Raw genomic sequence first — 21,977 nt, forward strand, 5'->3', positions numbered from 1 at the left:
CCGCCGGTTGGTTCACAGGGCCTTGCCCGCGGGCTTGGCCATGCCCCGGACGGTGCGCGAGTCCACGTACTCGCCCATCGCGGTCATCTCCCACTCACCCGAGAACTGCTTGATCATCTTGGCCATCATCACGCCCGTGCGCGGCTCGGCGTGGGTGAGGTCGAAGCGGACCAGCTCCTCGCCGGTCTGGGCGTCCAGCAGGCGGCAGTACGCCTTGGCGACGTCGGTGAACTTCTGGCCGGAGAAGGAGTTGACCGTGAAGACCAGCCCGGTGACCTCGGTCGGGAGGCCGCCGAGGTGGACGGTGATGGACTCGTCGTCGCCTCCGCCCTCACCGGTGAGGTTGTCGCCGGAGTGCTGGATGGCGCCGTTGAGGATGGCCAGCTTGCCGAAGAAGCAGGCGTCGATCTTCTTACGGTCGACACCGAACGCGATCACGGACGCGTCCAGGTCGATGTCCTTGCCCCGGAAGGCGGGCTCCCAGCCCAGGCCCATCCGCACCGAACTGAGCACCGGGCGGCCGCCCTTGACCAGGGACACCGTCTGGTTCTTCTGCAGGCTGACCCGGCCCTTGTCCAGGTTGACCTTCCCGGTGGCCGGGGCCGCCGCGGCGGCGGGCGGTGCGGCCGGGGGAGCGGTCGGCATGGGCGGCGGGGGCTGGAAACCCGCGGGCGGGCCGCTCGGCGGGGGCGGCGGCGCCTGGGCGGCGGTGGTGGTGGCGGCCGGGGCGGCTGGCTCCTCGACCGATACGCCGAAGTCGGTGGCGATGCCCGCCAGACCGTTGGCATACCCCTGCCCGACCGCGCGCACCTTCCACGCCCCATTGCGCCGGTACACCTCCACGACCACCAGCGCGGTCTCATTGCCCAGCCGCGGCGGGGTGAACGCGGCGATCACCGCGCCGTCGTCCGCGCCGCGCACCGTGGCGGTCGGCTCGGTGCCCGCGAACGTCGCCCCGGGCGCGTCCAGGCTCGCGGTCACCACGATCTTCTCGATGTCGGCGGGGACGGCGGCGGTGTCCACCGTGATGGTGTCGCCCGCGCCCGCCGTCCCGGCGCGGTGGGTCACGCCCGGTCCGGCGGGCTGGTTGTAGAAGACGAAGTCGTCGTCGGAACGCACCTTGCCGTTGGCGGTGAGCAGCAGGCCCGATACGTCGAGCCGCACCGGAGCGGTGACGTCAACCGCCACGCGCGCGACGGGGAGGGGGAGGTTCGAGCCGGGTGTCATAGCGGTCATGCCCGGGGTAACGAACGTCCCCGCTTTACGGTTCCTTGACCTGCGGAGTGACTTCTGTTGGGCGCTGTCCCCGCGCGGTCGGCCCGGTTCGGCGCGGTTCGGCCGGGTTCGGGGTCCGCCAGGTGCGGTCCGGTTCGGGGTCGGCCAGACGCGGCCCGGTGCGGGCCCGGCGCGCGTCGGGGCGGTGGCGCACGGTGGCCGCCGTCACCCCGATCACGCACACCGCCATGCCCGCGAGGGCCGTCCACCCGGGCGCGTCCCCGAACATCGCGTACGCCCACACCAGCGTGGTCGGGGGCGTGAGGTAGATCAGCGCGCTGGTGCGGGTGACCCCGTTGCGGCGCAGGCTCAGCCAGTAGAAGCCGTAGCCGCCGACCGTGGAGAGCAGCACCGTCCAGGCCACGGCGGCCCAGAAGCCCCCGCCCGCCGGGGGCGCGGCATGGCCTCCGGCCACGGCGACCCCGGTGAACAGGACGGCGCTGACGAGGCAGTGCAGCGGTATGGCGTCCACGGGCTCGAGCGGCGCCCGCACCCTGCGTTCGAGGAAGCTCGCGGCCAGCAGCGCCGCCATGGCGGCGAAGGGCAGCCCGTACGCCCACGCCGGGGCGGCCGGGCCCGCCGACACGTCGCCCTGGACGACGAGCGCGACCCCGCCGAGGCCGATGGCCAGCCCCGCCCACTGGCGCGGGCTGACCGTCTCGCCGAGCAGCCGCCCGGCCAGCGCGCCCGCCGCGAGCGGCTGCAGCGCGGCGATCAGCGCTGCGGTGCCGGACGGCACGCCGAGCCCGACCGACCAGACGATCCCGCCGAGATAGCCGCCCTGCGAGAGCGCTCCGATCACCGCCTGCTCGGCGATCGCGCGCGGGCGCGGTCTGCGGCGCCCCAGCAGCGCCCAGACGCCGCCCAGGACCGCCGCCGCCGCGAGGAAGCGCCACATCAGCAGGGTGTCGGCGGCGGCCTCCCGGGTGCCGAGCTCGGCTCCGATGAAGCCGGAACTCCACATCACGACGAGGCCGATGGCGGTGACGGCGGCGCTGATGGGCATGGGGTCCTCGTTCTGGATTGGGGTCGGCCAGGTAGACCGATCTGTTTACTCCCTCATCCACTAGACTAAACAGATCGGTCTACACGTCAACCCGTCACCCGGAGGTGATCACGGCATGGAAGCGCTCACCCCCGCCGCGCGCCGCATCCTCGACACCGCCGCCGAGCTCTTCTACGGGCGGGGGATCCACGCGGTCGGCGTGGATCTGATCGCCAAGCGCGCCGGAGTCACCAAGAAGACGCTGTACGACCGCTTCGGCTCGAAGGAGACGCTGGTCGCCGCGTATCTGCGGGAGCGCGATGAGCGGTGGCGGGCGTGGCTCACCGCCGAGGTCGAGAAGTCGCCCCCGGCGGATCGCGCCCTCGCCACGTTCGACGCGCTCGCCGAGTGGGTGCGCCGCGAGAACCCGCGCGGCTGCGGCTTCGTCAACGCGGCGGCCGAACTGCCGGACGCCGCGCATCCGGCCCGCCAGGTGATCGCCGACCAGAAGTGCTGGCTGCGCGGCTATCTGCGGCAGCTGTGCGCGGAGGCGGACGTGGCCGCCCCCGACGAGGTGGCGGACGAGCTGTTGCTGCTCCACGAGGGGGCCACGGTGCTGAACGGTCTTTCGGTGGTGGCCGATCCGGTCGGCATCGCACGTGAGCTGGCCCAACGGGCGCTGGAGCGGGCCGGGGCGGCCTGAGCCGGTCCCGGGCGGCCGGTCCCGGGCGGCTGGCTCGGGCGCGTTATTTGACCTCGAGTGCGCTCGAAACCGTACGTTCCCCGCATGACGACCAAACAGCATGCGATCGGCACCGGTTTCGGGGTGCGGAGTACGACGAGTGACGTCATCGAGGGCATCGACCTATCCGGGAAGCTCGCGCTCGTGACCGGCGGTTATTCGGGGATCGGGCTGGAGACGACGCGGGTTCTCGCCGGTGTGGGCGCCCATGTCGTCGTGCCCGCGCGGCGGCGCTCGGCGGCCGTCGAAGCGCTCGGCGGGATCGAGGGCGTGGAGGTCGCCGAGATGGACCTCGCGGACCTGGACGGCGTTCGGGCCTTCGCGGAGGAGTTCCTGGCGTCCGGTCGCGATATCGACATCCTGATCAACAACGCCGGGATCATGGCCGCGCCCGAAACCCGGGTCGGCCCCGGCTGGGAAGCCCAGTTCGCCATCAACCACCTGGGCCACTACGCCCTGACCAACCGGCTGTGGCCCGCCGTCGCGCGCGGTGGTGGCGCACGCGTGGTGTCGGTCTCCTCCAATGGGCACCAGCTCTCGGACATCCACTGGGACGACCCGCACTTCGAGCGGCACGCCTACGACAAGTGGCAGGCGTACGGGCAGGCCAAGACCGCGAACGTGCTGTTCGCGGTGCAGCTTGACGCGCTGGGGCGGGACGCCGGGGTGCGGGCGTTCGCCCTCCACCCCGGGGCGATCGCCGACACGGAGCTGGGCCGCCATGTGCCCCCGGAGGAAATGGCGGAGCTGAAGAAGTCGATCGACACCAGCCCCACCAACGCCGGCTGGAAGACGCCCGAGGAGGGCGCGGCCACCCAGGTCTGGGCGGCGACCTCGCCCCGGCTCGCTGGCCTGGGCGGGGTGTACTGCGAGGACTGCGACATCGCCGAGCCCGCGCCGGAGGGCGCCGAACTGGGCAGCGGGGTGAGCGCCTGGGCCATCGACCCGGAGCGGGCGGCGCGGCTGTGGGCGCTGTCGGCCGAGCTCACGGGGGTCGACGCCTTCGCATAGATTGACAGCCCAGGCTGTTCAGTTGGAACTGGACAGCCTGGGCTGAAGGAAATACCGTACGGGGCATGGCAGAGACCCCCGGCGGCATGTCCGCGTCCGCCGTGCGCGCCGCGCATGAGATCCGTGTGGTGATCGGCCGGCTGCGGCGGCGGATCAAGGAGTCGTACGACCTCGAGGAGCTCACCCCCTCGCAGACGTCCGCGCTCAGCAGGCTCAGCAAGGAGGGCCCCGCCTCGGCCAGCGCGCTGGCGGCGGCCGAGCGCGTACGGCCGCAGTCGATGGCGGCCACGCTCGCCGCGCTGGACGAGCGCGGGCTGATCCAGCGGCGTCCCGATCCCGGCGACGGGCGGCGGCAGTTGGTCTCGGTGAGCGAAACCGGCGGCGCGTTCCTGGACGACAAGCGGCGGGCGGGCGAGGAATGGCTCGCCCGGGCGCTGGAGAGCGGCTATACGGAGGCGGAGCGGGAGACCATCCTCGAGGCGCTGGCCCTGCTTGACCGGCTCAGCCGCGCATGATCGAGCGGCTGACGCGACGCAAGGGAAGGCGCAAGGGAAAGGGAAGGGGCGGGGCGGACGCGGGGAGCGCCTTCGACCGGAGGCTGCTCGCGCCGATGATGCTGGGTTCGGTACTGAACCCCGTCAACTCCTCCATCATCTCCGTGTCGCTGGTGCCGATCGGCGCCGCGTTCGGGGCGCCGCCCTCGCAGACGGCCTGGCTGGTCGCCGCGCTCTATCTGGCCACCTCGATAGGCCAGCCGGTGATGGGCCGGCTGATCGACCTCTACGGGCCGCGCCTCCTCTTCCTCGCCGGGGCGGCGCTGACCGGGATCGCGGGACTGATCGGCCTCCTCGCCCCGAACCTGGGGACGCTGATCGTCGCGCGGGTGGTGCTCGGGTTCGGCACCTGCGCGGGCTATCCCGCCTCGATGTACCTCATCCGCGGGGAGGCCCGGCGGACCGGCCAGGAGAGCCCCGCCGGGATCCTCGCCACCCTCGCGGTCGCCAGCCAGACCATCGCGGTCATCGGGCCGCCCCTGGGCGGACTGCTGATCGGGCTGGGCGGCTGGCGTACGACGTTCGCCGTCAACATCCCGCTGGCGGCGGCCGGTCTGCTCCTCGGCGTACGGCGGCTGCCGAAGGAGCGGCCCCTGGCGGAACGCCCCGACGAACGCGTCCGGCTGGACCTGACCGGCATGGGGCTGTTCGCCGCGATGCTCGTCTCGCTGCTGCTGTTCCTGATGGAGCCGCGCGCCGACCGGTGGTACCTGCCCGTGCTGATGGCGGTGGCGGCGGCCGGATTCGCGGTGCGGGAGCTGCGCGCGGCGGAGCCGTTCATCGATCTGCGGGTGTTCGGCGGCAATCTGCCCCTGCTGCTCACCTACGCCCGCGCGCTCCTCGTCTCCGTCGTCTCGTACGTCTTCCTGTACGGCTACACCCAGTGGCTCCAGGACGGCCGGGGGCTGACGGCCTCCCAGGCGGGGCTCGCCCAACTGCCCCTGTTCCTGACCGGGATCGCGGTGTCCACGGCCACCGGCCGCCGCGCCGCCGTGCGCGGCAAGCTGCTGGTGGGGGCCGTGGGGCAGATCGTCGGCTGCGCCCTGCTGCTCCCGCTGCAGCCGCACAGCGCGATCTGGCTGCTGATCGTCGTCGGGCTCGTCTTCGGCGTACCGCAGGGGCTGATCAACCTCGCCCTGCAGAACGCGGTGTACCACCAGGCCGATCCGGAGCGGATGGGCTCCTCGGCGGGGCTGCTCCGCACCTTCTTCTACCTCGGCGCGATCGTCGCCTCCAGCGCCAACGGCGCCTTCTTCGGCGCCCGCGCCGACACCGCCGGGCTGCACGGCCTGGCCTGGTTCATGCTCGCCATCACCGGCCTGTGCCTGGCCCTGACGCTCATGGACCGCTCGCTGGCCCGTATCGGCTCCGAGGATTCCTCTCCCGCGTGACAACCGCGGCGGCGAAAGACCCCATGAACGTGAATGCGAAGGAGAACGAGAGCGTGAACACGAACACGAACCTGACCGCGAACAAGTCGGCCCTGCTCGTGATGGACGTCCAGAAGGGCATCGTGGCCCGCGTCCAGGATGACGACTACCTGCCGCGGCTGGGCCGCGCGATCGACGCCGCGCGGGGCGCGGGGATCCCGGTGGTGTACGTCGTCGTCGGCTTCCGCCCGGGCCGCCCCGAGGCGTCGGCCCGCAACAAGGTATTCGGCGCGCTGCCGCCGGGAGCCTTCACGGAGGACGACCCGAACGTGGCCCTGCACCCCGATGTCACACCGCGGGAGGGGGAGGTGGTGGTCACCAAGCGGCGGGTCAGCGCCTTCACCGGGAGCGACCTGGAGGTAGTACTGCGGGCGCAGGGCATCACACACCTGGTGCTGACCGGCATCGCGACCAGTGGTGTGGTGTTGTCGACACTGCGCCAGGCCGCCGATCTGGACTACCGGCTGACGGTCCTGTCGGACGCCTGCTACGACCCGGACCCGGAGGTCCACCGCGTCCTCACCGAGAAGGTCTTCCGCGGGCAGGCGGAAGTCGAGACGGTCGAGGAGTGGGTCAAGACGGCAGCGGCGGGCTGAGCGGCTCGGTTGGGCGCGGCGCCGTTTCGCGCCTTCGGCGCGTTTGAGCAAGGGGCGGCGAGTGGGGCCCCGGCCCTCGTCGCCGGGTGCCGGGCCGGTGGGGGCGGGGCCCGGCGGCGGCGTCCGTGCTCGGGGGCAAGGTCGTTTGCCGGTCCGGCGGATCGCTCGGGGCCCGGGGCCGGACCGTTTCCCGGATGGGCCGGGGTACCCCGTCTCGAAAACACTTGACACATTAGTTGCGTTAGATCAAGCGCTTTTTCGATGGGTACCCGGAGCGGCCGCCCCGGGCGCCACCGGACTCGCACTCCGGATCGGACCGCATCCCCTCCATCGCCGAGCCGCCACGGCCCGACATCCGACCGGCCCGGCGGTCGGCGGCGGCGCCCTCCCCACCTCCGGACCCATGCTCAAAACCACCGCGCCTCGGTAAGCGGCGCCCTTATACGCAGGTGCCCGCCCGGAAACCTCAGCGCGGCCAGATCGGTGGGTTGGTGCAGAACGCGCCGCCCAGGTGTTCGTGGTCGGGGTTGTCCGGCTCCAGTTCGCCCTGTTCGGCGATCAGCTTCGCGGCGTACGGCTCGGAGTCGTCCCTCGGTTCGTACCCCAGGGCGCGGGCCGAGGAGAGGTCGCACCACGGGCGGCTGTTGGCCGAGCTGCCGTAGACCGTCGTATAGCCCACGTTCTCCGCCGTAAGGGCGGCGTGGAGGAGCCGGGCGCCGTCCGCCGGGCTCAGCCAGATGGACAGCATGCGGACCGTCGTCGGCTCGGGGAAGCAGGAGCCGATGCGGATGGCGACCGTCTCGATGCCGTGCTTGTCCCAGTAGAGCGCGGCCAGGTCCTCGCCGAACGCCTTGGACAGCCCGTAGTAGGTGTCGGGGCGGCGCGGGGTGTGGACCGGGATGAGCGGGTCATCCCCCACCGGACGCGGGGTGAAGCCCACCGCGTGGTTGCTGGAGGCGAAGACGATCCGGCGGACCCCCGCCTCACGGGCCGCCTCGTACACGTTGTACGTGCCCTCGATATTGGCGCGCAGGATCTTCTCGAACGGGGCTTCCAGGGAGATACCCGCGAGATGGATGATCGCGTCAACGCCCCGCACGGCCTCGCGCAGGGCGTCCCGGTCGGACAGATCCGCGGTGATCGCCTCCGGCTCGCCCTCGATGGGGAGCTGGTCGAGCAGCCGCAGCCGGTATCCGTACGGCGGTAGCAGCTCGCGCATCAAGGTGCCCATGCCGCCGGCGGCGCCGGTGAGGAGGACGGTGCGGGGAGCGGGCATGGGCGGATCCTCCGTAAAGGGTCGCGTTATGGGGTTCTCGCGCGAAGCGCTCTTACATATGTGGTTTTTATTCATGTATGTGGTTCAGATTCATGGACACCGTAAGGATCGACGCATGAGGCGTCAAGGGCGGTGTGACGCCCATCAATTCATCGGTGGGAGAATTCGGGTGAGTGGTGGTGTCGCCGCGCTGGCGCCCTTGACCGGCGGCCAATGGCTGCCTTACGGTAAAGCTGTTCACGAATGTAGATGACGATCAGAAACGTGCACACGGCGTCGGTGGGTGACGGCGGGTCGGTGTACACGACAGGGAGAAGCCCCGTGACCTCAGCTTCACTCGCCGAGCGCCTTGACGGACTGCTGTTCTTCCCCGTGACCGCCTACGGTCCTGATGGCGCCCTGGACCTGGAGATCTACCGTGCGCACATCCGCGCCGGGATCGACGCGGGTGCGGGCGCCGTCTTCGCGTGCTGCGGCACGGGCGAGTTCCACGCCCTGACGCCCGAGGAGTTCCACGACTGCGTCGCGGTCGCCGTGGAGGAGGCCGCGGGGCGGGTGCCGGTGGTCGCGGGCGCCGGGTACGGGACCGCGCTGGCCATCCAGTTCGCCAAGCTGGCCGAGCGCGCGGGTGCGGACGGGCTGCTCGCCATGCCGCCGTATCTGGTCGTGGCCGACCAGGAGGGGCTGATCCGCCACTACAGCGCCCTCGCGGGCGCGACCGACCTCGACATCATCGTCTACCAGCGGGACAACGCCGTCCTGAGCCCGGACTCGGTGGCCCGGCTCGCCAAGGTGCCCGGCATCATCGGCCTCAAGGACGGCATCGGCGACCTCGACCTGATGCAGCGCGTCGTGAGCGCGGTGCGGGCGAACGCCCCCGACGAGGGTTTCCGTTACTTCAACGGGCTGCCGACCGCCGAGCTGACCGGCCTCGCCTACCGCGGCATCGGCGTCACGCTCTACTCCTCCGCCGTCTTCTGCTTCGTTCCCGAGGTCGCCCTCGCCTTCCACAAGGCGCTCATGACGGGCGACGACGCGACCGTCAACAGGCTGCTCGACGGCTTCTACCGGCCGCTGGTCGAGCTCCGCAACCAGGGTCGCGGCTATGCGGTGTCGCTGGTCAAGGCGGGGGTGCGGCTGCGCGGGCTGGACGTCGGAGAGGTGCGGCCGCCGCTGAGCGAGCCCAGCCCCGCCCACGTCAAGGAGCTGGCCGAGCTGATCGAGCGCGGCATGACGCTGGTCAGAGAGGGAGACGCGGACGGAGACGGAGTCGCGGACGGGGATGCGGACGGGGACGGGGACGGGAACGGACGCCGGGACGGGGAGGCGCGGTGAAGGCTTCCGCCTTCGTCTACCCCTGGGACGTCGTCGGGGACCCGGACGCCGCGCGCCGCATCGCCGACCTCGGCGTCCAGCAGGTGACGCTGGCCTCGGCCTACCACTCCACCCGGGCACTGACCCCGCGCCACCCCGGCCACCGCATCGTCACCGCCCGCCACGCGGCCGTGCTCTACCCGCCGGGCGCCGAGCGCTGGCAGGGGCGCGAGTTGCGGCCGTACGAGCAGTCGTGGGTGCCGGGCGACGATCCGTACGGCGAGGCCGCCGCCGCACTGGCCGCCGCCGGTCTCGAGGTCCACACCTGGGTGGTGCTCGCGCACAACTCCCGGCTGGGCGAGGAGCATCCGCGGATCGCCGTGCGCAACGCCTATGGCGACCGCTACCCATGGGCGCCGTGCATCGCCCGCCCCGAGGTGCGCGCCTATCTGGTGGACCTGGCGGCCGAGGCCGCCGTACGGCCCGGTGCCCGCGGCACCGAGCTGGAGTCCTGCGGCTGGTACGGGCTCGCCCATCTGCACGCCCACGACAAGATCGGCGGGGTGCCGCTGGGCGGCGCCGCCCAGTATCTGATGTCGCTGTGCTTCTGCGAGAGCTGCGAGGCGGGCTACGCCGGGCTGGGCGCGGACCCCGAGGAGCTGCGCGGGCTCGTCCTGCGCGCCCTGCGGCCGGTGTGGGCGGGCGGGACGACCGCGGACGGCGGTGACCGCGCGGGGGAGTGGGCCGAGGTCGAGAAGGCGCTCGGAGCCGACCACGCCGCGCTGTTCGCGGACTGGCGCGACCGGGTCGCGAGCGGTCTGCGGGGCGAGGCCGTGGCCGCCGTAAGGGCAGCGGCGGACAAGGACTTCCAGGTGCTGCTGCACGCCGACCCGGCCCCGCACCGCCTCGGCGCCAACGTGGGCGTGGACCCGGCCGATGCGCTGGCCGAGGCCGACGGGGTCGTCCTGCCGTGCACCGGGGGCGAGGCGGCGCGTTCCGGGGTCCTGTCGCCGTTCGTCCCGCACCGGACCGAACGGACCGTGCTGGCCGCCAACTTCACGGTGGTGGCGGGGATGGGCGGCAGCCCGGCGACGCTGGCACGGGACGCGGCCCACGCGGTGGAGCTGGGCGCGGACGAGCTCCGTCTGTACCACGCCGGTCTGGCCTCCGACCAGGACCTGGCCGCCGTCCGCACCGCCCTGGCCGAGCTGAGTTGAGCTGAGGCTGCCCCGGGAGTCCGCCCTTGGCGGGTTTCCGGGACGGCCCGGCGGATTATCGGAAGCGCGACACCCGGTGGCACCGCCACGATCGAAGGGTGCCGACGAAACGGACCACACGGACCACCTCGCACCGCGGGCCCATCGCGCTGATGTCCCTGGGACACGCCTGCGTGGACATCTACCAGGGAGCGGTGGCCGCGCTGGTGCCGTTCTTCGTCTCGGAACGGGACTACGGCTACGCCGCCGCCTCCGGCGTGGTCCTGGCGGCCTCGCTGCTGTCGTCCGTCGTACAGCCGCTGTTCGGGGCGCTCACCGACCGGTGGGCCATGCCGTGGCTGCTGCCGGTGAGCACGCTGGTGGGCGGCGCGGGGGTGGCGCTGAGCGGGGTCACCGGCTCCTACGCGGCCACCCTGGCGGTGGTCGCCGTCTCCGGGATCGGCGTCGCCGCGTACCACCCCGAGTCCGCCCGGGTGGCCCGGCTCGCCAGCCGGGGCAGCCACACCGCGATGAGCTGGTTCTCGCTCGGCGGCAACCTCGGCTTCGCCACCGCGCCGCTCGCGGTCGCGGCCGTCATCGCCACCGGCGGTCTGCGCGCCTCCCCGCTGCTGGCGCTCCCCGCCGTCGCCGGGGCCGCTTTGTGCGCGGCCGCGCTGCGGGCGCTCAGGGCCCCGGGCGCGGCGGCCGGGGCCGCGCGGGCGAGCCGCGGGGGAGCGGGGCGGGACGACTGGCCCTCGTTCCTCCGGCTGTCCGGCGCCATCATGTGCCGCTCGATCGTCTTCGTCGGGCTGAGCGCGTTCATCTCGCTGTATGTGCGCCAGCGCGCGGGCGGAGGCGAACTGGCCGGTACCGCCGCCCTGTTCGTGCTCTACGCGGGCGGTGCGGTGGGCACGGTGGCCGGGGGCCGACTGGCCGCCCGCCACGGCCGCGTCCCGGTCGTCCAGTGGTCGTACGCCCTGACCGTCCTCGCCGTCGCGGGCGTCGTCCTCGTTCCCGGCCCGGCGCTCTACCTCTGCGTGGCCCTCGCCTCGGCCGGGCTCTATGTGCCGTTCTCCCTGCACGTCACCCTCGGCCAGGACTATCTGCCCCGCCGTGTGGGCACCGCCAGCGGGGTCACCCTGGGCCTGACCGTCAGCGTCGGCGGTCTCGCGAGCCCCCTCGTCGGCGCCCTGGCCGACGCCACCACCCTCCAGACCGCCCTGGCCCCCCTGATAGCCCTCCCCGCCCTCGGCTGCCTCCTCCTCCGCCCGCTCGAAGAACCCGCCCTCCCCGAAGCCATCGCCCAACTCCCCGGCCTGCCTTCGGGTCCCTCGGGCTCTCTATGAACCCCATGTATACTCGATGTGTATAGTGCTCACAGTTCGTGTCTCCAACTTTACGTATTTAGACGGATGTTGGCGGCATTGTGATCGCTATTGACCACAAGGGGACTTGGGGGATATCAATGAGGCGAAAAGGCCGAATATCCGGGTTGCTCATCGGCACCGCCTGTCTGACGCTGGGCCTCGGCGGCTGCGGGGCGTCCTACGACACCACCTCACCGCGCAGCGCCCGGGAGCACGCGGCGTCGGACGCCAAGCACGCGACACCGGCCGCCGCGAAGCCGAACGTGCTCAAGGAGAAGGACGGCGGGAAGACCGGCCCGGTTGACTGCGCGGTCGCCAAATGCGTCGCCCTCACCTTTGACGCGGGTCCCAGCGGCAACACGCCCCGGCTGCTCAAGATCCTCAAGCGCGAGAAGGCCCACGCGACCTTCTTCATGCTCGGCAGGAAGCACATCGAACGCCATCCGGACCTGGTGCGCCGCATCGCGGACGAGGGGCATGAACTGGCCAACCACACCTGGTCGCACAAGATCCTGACCAAGACCGACTCCGACGAGGTCCGCACGGAGATCACCCGTGTCCAGAGCGCCGTCAAGAAGCTCACCGGCCGTACGCCCCTGCTGATGCGGCCGCCGCAGGGGCGTACGGACGAGCGGGTCTCCAAGATCTGCCGTGAGCTGGGCGTGGCGCAGGTGCTGTGGAGCGTGACCGCGAAGGACTACCAGACGAACGACTCCGCGCTGATCCAGAAGCGGGTGCTGGAGCAGACCAAGCGCGACGGGATCATCCTGCTGCACGACATCTACAAGGGCACGGTGCCCGCGGTGCCGGGGATCCTGGCGAAGCTGAAGGAGGACGGCTACACGGTGGTGACGGTCTCCCAGCTGATGGCCCCGGCCACCCCGGAGCCGGGTCAGGTCTACCGCCCCTGACCGGCAGGGACCTAGGGACCTAGGGACCGAGCCGCTATCCCAGCGACCGTACGGCCGCCGCCACCGCCGCGAAGCACTCCTGGAGCCGGGCCAGGCCCCCGTGCGGGGTCCAGGTCACCTCGTCCAGGTACAGATCCCGCCGCAGCTCGACCTGGACGCTGTCGATCCCGGTCCCCGGCGAGGCGGTGGTCCCGTCCAGGTCGCCGAGGCAGATCTCCGGCCGCCGCACACCGTCCCGCGGGCCAACGGAGGACATGCTGTGGCAGCTCAGCTGGAAGGCCCGGCCGAAGGTGCGGCGCCGCTCCGCCAGGAGATCCGCGAGCGCGGCGTGGTAGGGGGCGTAGTAGCTGGAGATCCGCCGTTCCACGTCGGCCGCGTCATCGCCCACATCGAGGCGGGCGAGGCGGAGGAGGCCGCCGCGGTGTGGCGGGGCCATCTGACGTACTTCCGCGACGAGATGCTGACGGGCCTGAAGAAGGACAAGCCCACGGCCCCGCCCGGGAGCTGATCGCGCACGCTCCGCGCGACGGACACAAGCTGATTGGTTCCGATCGGTCACCCGAACTCTCGGCCACAAAGTGATCAAGAGTTGTCGCAAGCTATCGCTATGCGATCGGGATTTCGTAATCTAAGAATCCTCGGGGTCCCGGCAACCTAGACTGGACTGGCGGCAACTACGACATGGAGTGGGCCGGTTCGGATCCTCCGGCCCGTTCTCTCGACGCGGAACAGGAGTTGCCATGGGGCTGAGACGCAAACGGGGCCGTCACCGCCGTCGCAAGGACCGCACGCTGCCGTTGGGCAGCGCCGTGATCGTGGCGTCGGCCGTGGCCGGGGTGTATCTGACGGCTTCGCCGGAGGGCGCGAGCGCCGTGCCCACCACCCTGTATGTCGCCACCAACGGCAGCGACGGCAACACCGGCACCCTCAACTCCCCCTACCGTAGCGTGGAGAAGGCCTTCGCCAGCGCCAAGGCGGGCACCACCATCGAGGTCCGCGGCGGTACGTACTACCCCTCCAGGACCCTGCGCAGCTCCATCAGCGGCACCCCCCGCGAGCGGGTCCAACTGCGGTCCTACCGGGCGGAGAAGGTCCGGCTCGACGGCTCCCGGCTGGGCCGGGGCTCCTCCCTGGTCTCCCTCAGCGCCGACTACTGGACGGTCTCGGGGATCGAACTGCGCAACGCCCCGGGCGGCGGCCTGGTCTGCACCTCCTGCGCGCGCAACGTCTTCCAGGACCTCAGCACCCACGGCAACGGTGACACCGGCCTCACCCTCCGCGGCGACGGCACCAACGACAACCTCATCCGCAACCTGGACTCCTACGCCAACCACGACGACGCCACCGGCGGCCAGCGGGCCGACGGCATAGCCATCACCCACGGCTCCGGCACCGGCAATGTGGTCACCGGATCCCGGCTGTTCCACAACAGCGACGACGGCCTCGACCTGTGGATGTGGGGCAGCCCCGTCACCATCGAGCACTCCTGGGCCTTCGGGAACGGCCGGAACCGCTGGCACATCCCCTACTTCAAGGGCGACGGCAGCGGCTTCCAGCTCGGCGCCGACCGCCGCGGCGCGCCCTCGCCCGCCCATGTCGTACGGTCCTCCGCCGCCTGGGCCAACACCAAGAGCGGCTTTGACGCGGGCGGCAACACCGGACCGCTCCGGCTCCAGCGCACCACCTCCTTCGACAACTGGGGCAAGGGCTACGCCGTCGCCGGCTCCCGCGCCCAGCTGATCCGCAACCTCGCGCTCTCCAACGGGCGCGGCAGCGCCGACACCGGCCTCCTCGCCGTCTCGCGGGACAACAACTGGGCGCCGGGCGGCCGGGCCGCCCCGCCGCTGGTCACCACCGACCCCACCACGGCCGTCAACCCCCGGAGGACGAACGGCTCGCTGCCGCTCACCGGCTTCCTCATGGTGATGGACCGCACCGAGATCGGTTCGCCGATGAACTGAAACCTCGGGAAAACCTGTATCGCGCTCCTGGCGGGCACAATCCCCTGATCCGGCACGCCGCCGACCCGCCCGCCGTCCCCCGAGGAGCGCGACCATGGCGAGACAGACCACGGACAAGGCACCGGCCCCGCCGGGGCCGGGACTCCCCCTGCTCGACCGCTACTTCCGGATATCCGAGCGGGGTTCGACCCTCGGCCGGGAGGTCCGGGGCGGCTTCGCCACCTTCTTCACGATGGCGTACATCCTCGTCCTGAACCCGATCATCCTGGGCGGGGCCAAGGACAAGTTCGGCGAGCAGCTCTCCGGCACCCAACTCGCCACCGCCACCGCCCTGGTGGCCGCCGTGATGACCGTAGCCATGGGCATCGGCGGCAATCTGCCGCTCGCCCTCGCCGCGGGCCTCGGGCTCAACGCGGTCGTCGCCTTCCAGATCGCCCCGCAGATGAGCTGGCCCGACGCCATGGGCCTGGTGGTCCTGGAGGGCCTGATCATCTGCGCGCTGGTGATGACCGGGCTGCGCGAGGCGGTCATGCACGCCATCCCGCAGCCGCTGAAGCAGGCCATCAGCGTGGGGATCGGACTGTTCATCGCCTTCATCGGCTTCATCGACGCCGGGTTCGTCTCCCGCATCCCTGGCCCCACCGGCTCCACCCCCGTACAGCTCGGCGCGGACGGGCGGCTCAGCGGCTGGCCGGTGCTGGTCTTCTGCGTGGGGGTGCTGCTGACCATCGCGCTGATGGCGCGCAAGGCCAAGGGCGCCCTGCTGATCAGCATCGTCGTCTCGACCGTGCTCGCGATCGTCATCAACGAGATCGCCGACATCCGGCCGGAGGCATGGGGGCTGACCGTGCCCACCCTCCCCGACAGCGTCGTCGACACCCCGGACTTCGGACTGCTCGGCTCCTTCAGCGTCTTCGGGGCGTTCCAGCAGGTCGGCGTGGTCACCATCGTCCTGCTGATCTTCACCCTCATCCTGTCCGACTTCTTCGACACCATGGGCACGGTCGTCGGGGTGAGCAATGAGGCCGGGCTGCTGGACGCCGAGGGCAGGGTGCCGGGGCTGGGGCGGGTGCTGCTGATCGACGGTGCGGCGGCGGCACTCGGCGGCGCCGCGTCCGCCTCGTCCAACACCAGCTACATCGAGTCCGCGGCCGGGGTCGGCGAGGGCGCGCGCACCGGTTTCGCCAGCGTGGTCACCGGGGCGCTGTTCGGGCTCGCGCTCTTCCTGACCCCGCTGGCCACGGTGGTGCCCGCCCAGGCCGCGGCCCCGGCGCTGATCGCGGTGGGCTTCCTGCTGATGAGCCAGGTGCGGTCGATCGACTGGGAGCGGATCGACATCGCCGTCCCGGCGTTCCTCACCATCGCCCTGATGCCGTTCAGCTACTCCATCTCCCATGGGATCGGCGCCGGGTTCATCTCCTATGTGGTGATCAAGACGGTGCTGGGCAAGGCGCGGGAGGTGCACTGGCTGCTGTGGGGGACGGCCGCGCTGTTCGTGGTCTACTTCGCGATCGACCCCCTGGAGCGGCTGCTCACCTGAGCCGCGGGCCCTCCGCCGCGGAAGGCCCCCGGGAACCGCCCCGTCAGCTGTGGCCCATGATGGGGCGCGGGCGGTAGGGGGCCTCCAGGCGGGCCACCTCCTGCTCGTCCAGCGTCAGCCCGGCCGCCGCGACCGCGTCCTCCAGATGGCGGGTCTTCGTCGCCCCGACGATCGGCGCGGTGACCCCGGGCCTGCCGAGCAGCCATGCCAGCGCGATCTGGGCCGGAGACACCCCGCGCTCCTCGGCGATCGCGCGGGTGGCGTCCACGATGGAGAAGTCCGCGTCCGCGTACCACCGCTCCACCAGCGGATCGCTACCCGCCCTGACCGTCTGCCCGGTGCGGTCCCGGTCGCGGGTGCCCGCCAGCAGCCCGCGCGCCAGCGGGCTCCACGGGATGACGCCCACGCCCTGGTCCAGGCAGAGCGGGTTCATCTCCCGCTCCTCCTCGCGGTAGAGCAGGTTGTAGTGGTTCTGCATCGAGACGAACCGGGTCCAGCCGTGCGCCTCGGCTATGTGCTGGGCCTTGGCGAACTGCCAGGCGTACATGGAGGACGCGCCGATGTACCGGGCCTTCCCGGCCCGCACCACATCGTGCAGCGCCTCCATCGTCTCCTCGAGCGGCGTCTCATGGTCGAAGCGGTGGATCTGGTAGAGGTCCACATGGTCGGTGCCCAGCCGCCGCAGCGAGGCGTCGATGCCCGCCATGATGTGCTTGCGGGACAGCCCGCGGTCGTTGGGGCCCTCGCCCATCGGGTTGTAGACCTTGGTGGCCAGGACGTAGTCGTCGCGGCTGGGGAAGAGCTCCCGCAGCAGCTCGCCGGTGATCTCCTCGCTGCGGCCCACCGAGTACATGTCGGCGGTGTCGAAGAAGGTCACCCCCTCCTCGGCCGCGCGCCGCACGATCGGCCGCGCGTCATCGATGTCCAGCTGCCAGGGCCGGTGCTCGGGGTTGCCGTAGCTCATCATGCCCAGGCAGATCCGCGATACCTTGACGCCCGACGCGCCCAGCCGTACGTACTCCATGCGTCTGCTCTCCTCCTGCTCGTCCGCCCGTTCGGCCGACCCGTCACAGCAGATCACCCCGGCCGCCGGATTGTCAGCCCGGTGTGACGAAACCGCACGGCGGAGGTCAGAGGCGGCGGGTCGCGAGGGTGAGCCGGTCCCGGGCGTCGAACAGGGCGTCCTTGATCATCTGCTCATGGGCGGGGGTCAGCCGGGCCACCGGCACCGAGCAGCTGATGGCGTCGCGCGAGGGGGTGCGGTACGGGATGGCGATGCCGAAGCAGCGCAGGCCCAGGGTGTTCTCCTCGCGGTCCACCGCGTACCCCTGCTCCCGGATGAGGTGCAGCTCCTCGATCAGCTTCTCGCGGTCGGTGATGGTGTGCTCGGTCAGCTGGCTCAGCGTCTCCGGCAGCAGCTTGCGCACCTGCTCGTCGGAGTACGTGGCCAGCAGCGCCTTGCCCAGCGAGGTGGAGTGGGCGGGCAGCCGGCGGCCGACGCGGGTGAAGGGGCGCAGATAGTGCTGCGACTGCCGGGTGGCGAGATAGACGACATTGGTGCCGTCGAGCCGGGCGAGGTGGATGGTCTCGGTGGTGTCGTCCGAGAGCCGGTCCAGGGTGGGGCGGGCGGCGGCCACGACTTCGTCGCCGTCGATGTAGGAGGTGCCGACGAGCAGGGCGCGCACCCCGATCCCGTAGCGGGTGCCGGTGGCGTCCGTCTCCACCCAGCCGAGCTCCACCAGGGTGCGCAGCAGCATGTAGAGGCTCGACTTGGGGTAGCCCACGGCCTCCTGGACCGCGGCGAGGCTGTGCATCCCGGGCCGCCCGGCGAAGAACTCCAGCAGTTCGACCGTGCGGACCGCCGATTTGACCTGGGCCCCGCCCGTCTCAGCAGCTGACATCGCCTTGACCCCTCTGTTCGACCAGCCATAGAGTCCCAGGGGGATATTCATCACCCGGGACAGCGTTCAGCATATCGAACACCGTCGATGTGTGACACGCAAGCAGCGGTAACACCACAGCAGGAGGAATCCGCGGTGTCAGCACCAGTGTGGAGCGTCGACCCCCGAACCGGAAAGCAGCGCGAACAGGTAGCGGTCGAAGCCACCGTGGAGGAGGTCGACCGCGTGGTGCGCGCGGCCCACGCCGCCCGCGGCTCCCTGGCCGACCGTACGGTGCGCGCCGCCCTGCTGCGCACCGCCGCCGATCTGCTCGACGAGGCCCGTGACCAGCTGGTCGAGGCCGCCGACGCGGAGACCGCCCTCGGCCCCGCCCGGCTCACCGGCGAACTCGCCCGCACCACCTACCAGCTGCGGTCGTTCGCGGCCATCGTGGACGAGGGCGCCTTCCTCGACGTCCGCGTCGACCACGCCGACGCCACCCAGACCCCGCCCTGGCCCGATCTGCGCCGCTACAAGCTGCCGCTCGGCGTCGTCGCCGTCTACGCCGCCAGCAACTTCCCGCTCGCCTTCTCCGTGCCCGGCGGGGACACCGCGAGCGCCCTCGCCGCGGGCTGCCCGGTGATCGTCAAGGCCCACCCCGACCACCCCGCCACCTCCGAGGTGGCCGCCTCCGCGCTGCGCCGCGCCGCCGAGCGGGTCGGGGTGCCCGCCGAGGTGATCGCGGTGGTGCACGGCTTCGACGCGGGTCTTGAGCTGGTCAGGCATCCGCTGATCGCCGCCGCCGGTTTCACCGGCTCGGTCCGCGGCGGCCGTGCCCTGCACGACGCGGCGGCCTCCCGGCCGGTGCCGATCCCCTTCCACGGCGAACTGGGCAGCCTCAACCCGGTCGTGGTCACCGAGGCCGCGGCCGCCGAGCGCGGTGACCAGATCGGCGCCGGGCTCGCGGGCTCCATGACGCTGGGCGTCGGCCAGTTCTGCACCAAGCCCGGCTTCGTGCTGGCCCCGGCTGGTCCGGCGGGCGACGGCCTGCTGAAGTCCCTCACCGACGCGGTCAGCAACACCGAGGCCGGGGTCCTGCTCGACCACCGGATGCGGGACAACTTCGTCGCCGGGATCAAGGAGCGCATCGAGCTGGCGGACGTGGTGGCCCCGGTCACCCCCGGCTCCGGCGGTGAGCACACGGTCAGCGCGGGCTTTCTGACCGTCCCGGCGCGGCGGCTCGCCGAGGACGGCCCCCACGATGTGCTGCTGGAGGAGTGCTTCGGCCCGGTGACCGTCGTGGCGCGCTACGAGAGCGACGATGAGATCAGCGCGGTGCTCGGACGGCTCCCCGGCAACCTCACCGCCACCGTCCACCTCTCCGCCGCCGAGGGCGAGGGCACCGAGGGCCGGGCCGGTGAACTGATCGCCGAGCTCACCCCGCTGGCGGGCCGGGTCCTGGTCAACGGCTGGCCGACCGGTGTCGCGGTCGCCCCCGCCCAGCACCACGGCGGCCCCTACCCGGCCACCACCTCCACCTCCACCTCGGTCGGCGGCACCGCCCTAGAGCGCTGGCTGCGACCGGTCGCGTACCAGGACACCCCGGCCGCGCTGCTGCCGCCGGAGCTGCGCGACGAGAACCCGCTGGAGCTGCCGCGGCGGATCAACGGCGTCCGGGAGCAGCGCGGCTGACTCCCGGAACGACGGCCCGGCCGCCGGACCCGCGGACCTGACCCGCGCGTCCGGCGGCCGATTCGCGTCGGCGCTTCACCCGCGCGCCGCGTAAGCCATAAGTATCGCCGCTGGTCAGCGGGTATGTATAAGGATCGCTTGAAGGCATCCGACGCGGAAATGCGATGGACGCCGGGGAGCGCCCGTCCCATAGTGGATGCACATGGAGAGCCTGGCGGGCGCCGAATTCGCGCCACATACGACGTATCTCACCACCGCGTCCAGCGGTCTGATCCCCGCACGCTCCGCCGCCGCCGTGAAGGCGGTCCTCGACAGCTCGGCCGCCGGACAGCCCATCGCGGACGTGTCCTTCGAGGCGGTCGAGGCGAGCCGCGCCGCCTACGCCCGGATCGTCGGCGTACCGGCCCGGCGCGTCGCGGCCGGCAGCTCGGTCGCCGTATACGCGGGGATGATCGCGACCTCGCTGCCGTCCGGGGCCGAAGTCCTGGTCGCCGACGGCGACTTCAGCTCCCTGGTCAACCCCTTCGCCGTCCGTCGCGACCTCAAGCTGCGCATCGTGCCGCTGGAGGAGATCGCGGAGGCGGTGCGCCCCGGTACGGCGCTGGTGGCCGTGAGCGCGGTCCAGTCGGCGGACGGGCGGATCGCCGACCTCCCCGCCATCCGGGAGGCCGCCCGCGCCCACGGGGCCCGTACGCTGGTGGACCTCAGCCAGGCGGCGGGCTGGTTCCCGGCGAACGCGGCCGAGGACGACTACACGGTCTGCGTGGCCTACAAGTGGCTGATGTGCCCGCGCGGGGCCGCCTTTCTGACCGTGCCCGATGACCTCGGCGAACTCACCCCCGTCTTCGCGGGCTGGGTCGCGGGCGAGCAGCCCTGGGACAGCTGCTACGGCCCGGTGGCCGAACTCGCCCACTCCGCACGGCGCTTCGACGAGAGCCCGAGCGTGTACGCCTACGTCGCGGCCCGGCACTCGCTCGGGCTGGTCGAGGAGCTGGGCACCGAGGCCATCGCCGCGCATGACCGCGCGCTCGCCGACCGCTTCCGGGACGGGGTCATCGCGCTCGGCCACCGGCCCGTGGCCGCCCCCGGGTCGGCCATCGTCTCCGTACCGGGCCTGGGCGACGCCGCGCCCCGGCTGGCGGAGGCCGAGGTGCAGGTCTCGGCGCGGGCAGGCAACCTCCGCGCCTCCTTCCACCTGTACAACACCGTGGCCGATGTGGACCGGCTGCTGGAGCGGCTGTCCGGCTGAGCGGATCCGCTCCCGGCAACGGGGGTTCGCGGCGGAAAAAATCTGAGGGAAGCCGGGGCACCCCGGCTTCCCTCAGATCACGGACGTCACATCAGCGCACGGCCGTCATCACCGTACGGGCGTGAAGTCCCTCGCGCCGATGAACTCCGGCCGGTGGACCGGCGCGGCGAACGGCTCGACCGCCGCGTTCTCCACGCTGTTGAACACGATGAACACATTGCTGCGGGAGTACGGCGTGATGTTGTCGCCGGACCCGTGCATGCAGTTGCAGTCGAACCACGTCGCCGACCCGGCCTTGCCGGTGAACAGCTTGATGCCGTGCTTGTCGGCGAAGCCGCTCAGGGCCTCGTTCGACGGGATGCCGGCGTCCTGCATCTGCAGCGACCGCTTGTAGTTGTCCTTCGGCGTGGCCCCTTCACAGCCGAGGAAGGTGCGGTGCGAGCCCGGCATGATCATCAGGCCGCCGTTGGTGTCGAAGTTCTCGGTCAGGGCGATCGAGACCGACACGGTCCGCATGTTCGGCAGCCCGTCCTCGGCGTGCCAGGTCTCGAAGTCCGAGTGCCAGTAGAAGCCCGAGGCCCCGAAGCCCGGCTTGACGTTGATCCGGCTCTGGTGGACATAGACGTCCGAGCCCAGGATCTGCCGCGCGCGACCCACCACCCGCGGGTCCCGCACCAGGTTCGCGAAGACCTCGCTGATCCGATGCACCTCGAACACCGACCGTACGTCCCTGGACTTCGGCTCGATGATCGAGCGTTCGTCGGCGCGCACGTCCGGGTCGGTGACCAGCCGGTCCAGTTCGGCGCGGTAGACCGCGACCTCATCCGGAGTGATCAGTTGGTCGATCGCCAGGAAGCCGTCGCGATCGAAATCGCTCAGCTCGGACGGTTGCAGCGGCCCCGGAGCCCCGGGCTCGGACCACACCACCGGGTCCACGCGTGGTGTGGCGACCTCCACGGCACCACGGGTCGGGTACAGGTCAGTGACCGTGGTCATCG

Annotated in this window: 20 protein-coding genes; 13 read left to right on the forward strand and 7 right to left on the reverse strand. The window is 71.7% G+C overall.

From position 1 onward, the window contains the following. Window positions 1–12: 12 nt before the first annotated feature. Both VT50_RS25500 and VT50_RS25505 read right to left on the reverse strand, forming a co-directional pair. The gene (locus VT50_RS25500) at window positions 13–1,227 is read right to left on the reverse strand and encodes a TerD family protein (protein WP_046085696.1); all 1,215 of its coding nucleotides are present in this window, start codon (window positions 1,225–1,227) and stop codon (window positions 13–15) included. A 34-nt stretch (window positions 1,228–1,261) separates the two neighbouring features. Next, window positions 1,262–2,281, reverse strand: coding sequence for a DMT family transporter (locus VT50_RS25505; protein ID WP_078840665.1), 1,020 nt, complete (start codon window positions 2,279–2,281; stop codon window positions 1,262–1,264). A gap of 115 nt (window positions 2,282–2,396) precedes the next feature. Between VT50_RS25505 and VT50_RS25510 the strand changes: the two genes are divergently transcribed. From VT50_RS25510 to VT50_RS25530, 5 genes are all read left to right on the forward strand, one after another. Then, complete coding sequence (locus VT50_RS25510) at window positions 2,397–2,963, forward strand: TetR/AcrR family transcriptional regulator (protein WP_046085697.1); 567 nt, start codon at window positions 2,397–2,399, stop codon at window positions 2,961–2,963. Between the two features lie 84 nt (window positions 2,964–3,047). Then, window positions 3,048–4,013, forward strand: a complete 966-nt coding sequence (locus VT50_RS25515; protein ID WP_046085698.1) for an SDR family NAD(P)-dependent oxidoreductase — start codon at window positions 3,048–3,050, stop codon at window positions 4,011–4,013. A 65-nt stretch (window positions 4,014–4,078) separates the two neighbouring features. After that, window positions 4,079–4,528, forward strand: coding sequence for a MarR family winged helix-turn-helix transcriptional regulator (locus VT50_RS25520; RefSeq protein WP_046085699.1), 450 nt, complete (start codon window positions 4,079–4,081; stop codon window positions 4,526–4,528). Continuing rightward, window positions 4,525–5,958 carry an MFS transporter gene (locus tag VT50_RS25525; RefSeq protein ID WP_046085700.1) on the forward strand — a complete coding sequence of 478 codons (1,434 nt, stop codon included), beginning with the start codon at window positions 4,525–4,527 and terminating at the stop codon, window positions 5,956–5,958. Before VT50_RS25520 ends, VT50_RS25525 begins: the two co-directional genes overlap by 4 nt. Window positions 5,959–6,011: 53 nt before the next feature. Beyond that, window positions 6,012–6,593, forward strand: a complete 582-nt coding sequence (locus VT50_RS25530) for a cysteine hydrolase family protein (protein WP_276207324.1) — start codon at window positions 6,012–6,014, stop codon at window positions 6,591–6,593. Window positions 6,594–7,059: 466 nt separating this feature from the next. Here the strand turns inward: VT50_RS25530 and VT50_RS25535 are convergent, their stop codons facing one another. Further along, the gene (locus VT50_RS25535) at window positions 7,060–7,869 is read right to left on the reverse strand and encodes an NAD-dependent epimerase/dehydratase family protein (RefSeq protein WP_046085701.1); all 810 of its coding nucleotides are present in this window, start codon (window positions 7,867–7,869) and stop codon (window positions 7,060–7,062) included. Between the two features lie 321 nt (window positions 7,870–8,190). Here VT50_RS25535 and VT50_RS25540 point away from each other — a divergent pair, with 321 nt between their 5' ends. The 4 genes from VT50_RS25540 (at window position 8,191) to VT50_RS25555 (ending at window position 12,657) form a co-directional block, all read left to right on the forward strand. After that, window positions 8,191–9,204, forward strand: a complete 1,014-nt coding sequence (locus VT50_RS25540; protein WP_046085702.1) for a 5-dehydro-4-deoxyglucarate dehydratase — start codon at window positions 8,191–8,193, stop codon at window positions 9,202–9,204. After that, a complete protein-coding gene (locus VT50_RS25545) occupies window positions 9,201–10,400 on the forward strand; it encodes a hypothetical protein (RefSeq protein WP_046085703.1) in 1,200 nt (399 codons plus the stop codon). The genes VT50_RS25540 and VT50_RS25545 overlap by 4 nt, the downstream gene beginning before the upstream one ends. A gap of 152 nt (window positions 10,401–10,552) precedes the next feature. Further along, complete coding sequence (locus tag VT50_RS25550; RefSeq protein ID WP_046085739.1) at window positions 10,553–11,725, forward strand: MFS transporter; 1,173 nt, start codon at window positions 10,553–10,555, stop codon at window positions 11,723–11,725. Between the two features lie 119 nt (window positions 11,726–11,844). Then, window positions 11,845–12,657: a polysaccharide deacetylase family protein gene (locus VT50_RS25555; protein ID WP_046085704.1), complete on the forward strand. Its 813-nt coding sequence runs from the start codon at window positions 11,845–11,847 to the stop codon at window positions 12,655–12,657. A gap of 34 nt (window positions 12,658–12,691) precedes the next feature. Here the strand turns inward: VT50_RS25555 and VT50_RS25560 are convergent, their stop codons facing one another. Then, window positions 12,692–13,093: an N-formylglutamate amidohydrolase gene (locus VT50_RS25560; RefSeq protein ID WP_046085705.1), complete on the reverse strand. Its 402-nt coding sequence runs from the start codon at window positions 13,091–13,093 to the stop codon at window positions 12,692–12,694. A gap of 304 nt (window positions 13,094–13,397) precedes the next feature. Here VT50_RS25560 and VT50_RS25565 point away from each other — a divergent pair, with 304 nt between their 5' ends. Together VT50_RS25565 and VT50_RS25570 are read left to right on the forward strand one after the other, a co-directional pair. Further along, window positions 13,398–14,618 (forward strand): right-handed parallel beta-helix repeat-containing protein, encoded by a 1,221-nt coding sequence (locus VT50_RS25565; protein WP_046085706.1) that lies wholly within the window; start codon window positions 13,398–13,400, stop codon window positions 14,616–14,618. 94 nt (window positions 14,619–14,712) lie between these two features. After that, on the forward strand, window positions 14,713–16,158 hold the full coding sequence (locus VT50_RS25570; RefSeq protein WP_046085707.1) for an NCS2 family permease: 1,446 nt from the start codon (window positions 14,713–14,715) through the stop codon (window positions 16,156–16,158). Between the two features lie 43 nt (window positions 16,159–16,201). Here VT50_RS25570 and VT50_RS25575 read toward each other — a convergent pair whose 3' ends face one another. Further along, complete coding sequence (locus VT50_RS25575; RefSeq protein ID WP_046085708.1) at window positions 16,202–17,182, reverse strand: aldo/keto reductase; 981 nt, start codon at window positions 17,180–17,182, stop codon at window positions 16,202–16,204. Window positions 17,183–17,288: 106 nt separating this feature from the next. Then, entirely contained in the window at window positions 17,289–18,059 is a 771-nt protein-coding gene (locus tag VT50_RS25580) for an IclR family transcriptional regulator (RefSeq protein ID WP_046085709.1), read from the reverse strand. An 87-nt stretch (window positions 18,060–18,146) separates the two neighbouring features. Between VT50_RS25580 and VT50_RS25585 the strand changes: the two genes are divergently transcribed. Together VT50_RS25585 and VT50_RS25590 are read left to right on the forward strand one after the other, a co-directional pair. Further along, window positions 18,147–19,730: an aldehyde dehydrogenase (NADP(+)) gene (locus VT50_RS25585; protein ID WP_046085710.1), complete on the forward strand. Its 1,584-nt coding sequence runs from the start codon at window positions 18,147–18,149 to the stop codon at window positions 19,728–19,730. 202 nt (window positions 19,731–19,932) lie between these two features. Next, window positions 19,933–20,979 carry an aminotransferase class V-fold PLP-dependent enzyme gene (locus tag VT50_RS25590; protein ID WP_046085711.1) on the forward strand — a complete coding sequence of 349 codons (1,047 nt, stop codon included), beginning with the start codon at window positions 19,933–19,935 and terminating at the stop codon, window positions 20,977–20,979. 108 nt (window positions 20,980–21,087) lie between these two features. On the opposite strand, the gene thpD is transcribed toward VT50_RS25590, so the two are convergent. Beyond that, window positions 21,088–21,975, reverse strand: a complete 888-nt coding sequence (gene thpD, locus VT50_RS25595; protein ID WP_046085712.1) for an ectoine hydroxylase — start codon at window positions 21,973–21,975, stop codon at window positions 21,088–21,090. Window positions 21,976–21,977: the final 2 nt, after the last annotated feature.

Origin of the sequence: Streptomyces antioxidans (genome assembly GCF_000968685.2) — a bacterium.
Lineage (GTDB): Bacteria > Actinomycetota > Actinomycetes > Streptomycetales > Streptomycetaceae > Streptomyces > Streptomyces antioxidans.

What these genes read in the sequence shown, in the direction of transcription:
- VT50_RS25535 (WP_046085701.1), bottom strand. Translation starts at nt 7,869, where the DNA reads ATGCCCGCTCCCCGCACCGTCCTCCTCACCGGCGCCGCCGGCGGCATG.
- VT50_RS25500 (WP_046085696.1), bottom strand. Translation starts at nt 1,227, where the DNA reads ATGACACCCGGCTCGAACCTCCCCCTCCCCGTCGCGCGCGTGGCGGTT.
- thpD (WP_046085712.1), bottom strand. Translation starts at nt 21,975, where the DNA reads ATGACCACGGTCACTGACCTGTACCCGACCCGTGGTGCCGTGGAGGTC.
- VT50_RS25510 (WP_046085697.1), top strand. Translation starts at nt 2,397, where the DNA reads ATGGAAGCGCTCACCCCCGCCGCGCGCCGCATCCTCGACACCGCCGCC.
- VT50_RS25565 (WP_046085706.1), top strand. Translation starts at nt 13,398, where the DNA reads ATGGGGCTGAGACGCAAACGGGGCCGTCACCGCCGTCGCAAGGACCGC.
- VT50_RS25590 (WP_046085711.1), top strand. Translation starts at nt 19,933, where the DNA reads ATGGAGAGCCTGGCGGGCGCCGAATTCGCGCCACATACGACGTATCTC.
- VT50_RS25555 (WP_046085704.1), top strand. Translation starts at nt 11,845, where the DNA reads ATGAGGCGAAAAGGCCGAATATCCGGGTTGCTCATCGGCACCGCCTGT.
- VT50_RS25525 (WP_046085700.1), top strand. Translation starts at nt 4,525, where the DNA reads ATGATCGAGCGGCTGACGCGACGCAAGGGAAGGCGCAAGGGAAAGGGA.
- VT50_RS25585 (WP_046085710.1), top strand. Translation starts at nt 18,147, where the DNA reads ATGTGTGACACGCAAGCAGCGGTAACACCACAGCAGGAGGAATCCGCG.
- VT50_RS25575 (WP_046085708.1), bottom strand. Translation starts at nt 17,182, where the DNA reads ATGGAGTACGTACGGCTGGGCGCGTCGGGCGTCAAGGTATCGCGGATC.
- VT50_RS25580 (WP_046085709.1), bottom strand. Translation starts at nt 18,059, where the DNA reads ATGTCAGCTGCTGAGACGGGCGGGGCCCAGGTCAAATCGGCGGTCCGC.
- VT50_RS25560 (WP_046085705.1), bottom strand. Translation starts at nt 13,093, where the DNA reads ATGGCCCCGCCACACCGCGGCGGCCTCCTCCGCCTCGCCCGCCTCGAT.
- VT50_RS25570 (WP_046085707.1), top strand. Translation starts at nt 14,713, where the DNA reads ATGGCGAGACAGACCACGGACAAGGCACCGGCCCCGCCGGGGCCGGGA.
- VT50_RS25505 (WP_078840665.1), bottom strand. Translation starts at nt 2,281, where the DNA reads ATGCCCATCAGCGCCGCCGTCACCGCCATCGGCCTCGTCGTGATGTGG.
- VT50_RS25550 (WP_046085739.1), top strand. Translation starts at nt 10,553, where the DNA reads ATGTCCCTGGGACACGCCTGCGTGGACATCTACCAGGGAGCGGTGGCC.
- VT50_RS25515 (WP_046085698.1), top strand. Translation starts at nt 3,048, where the DNA reads ATGACGACCAAACAGCATGCGATCGGCACCGGTTTCGGGGTGCGGAGT.
- VT50_RS25520 (WP_046085699.1), top strand. Translation starts at nt 4,079, where the DNA reads ATGGCAGAGACCCCCGGCGGCATGTCCGCGTCCGCCGTGCGCGCCGCG.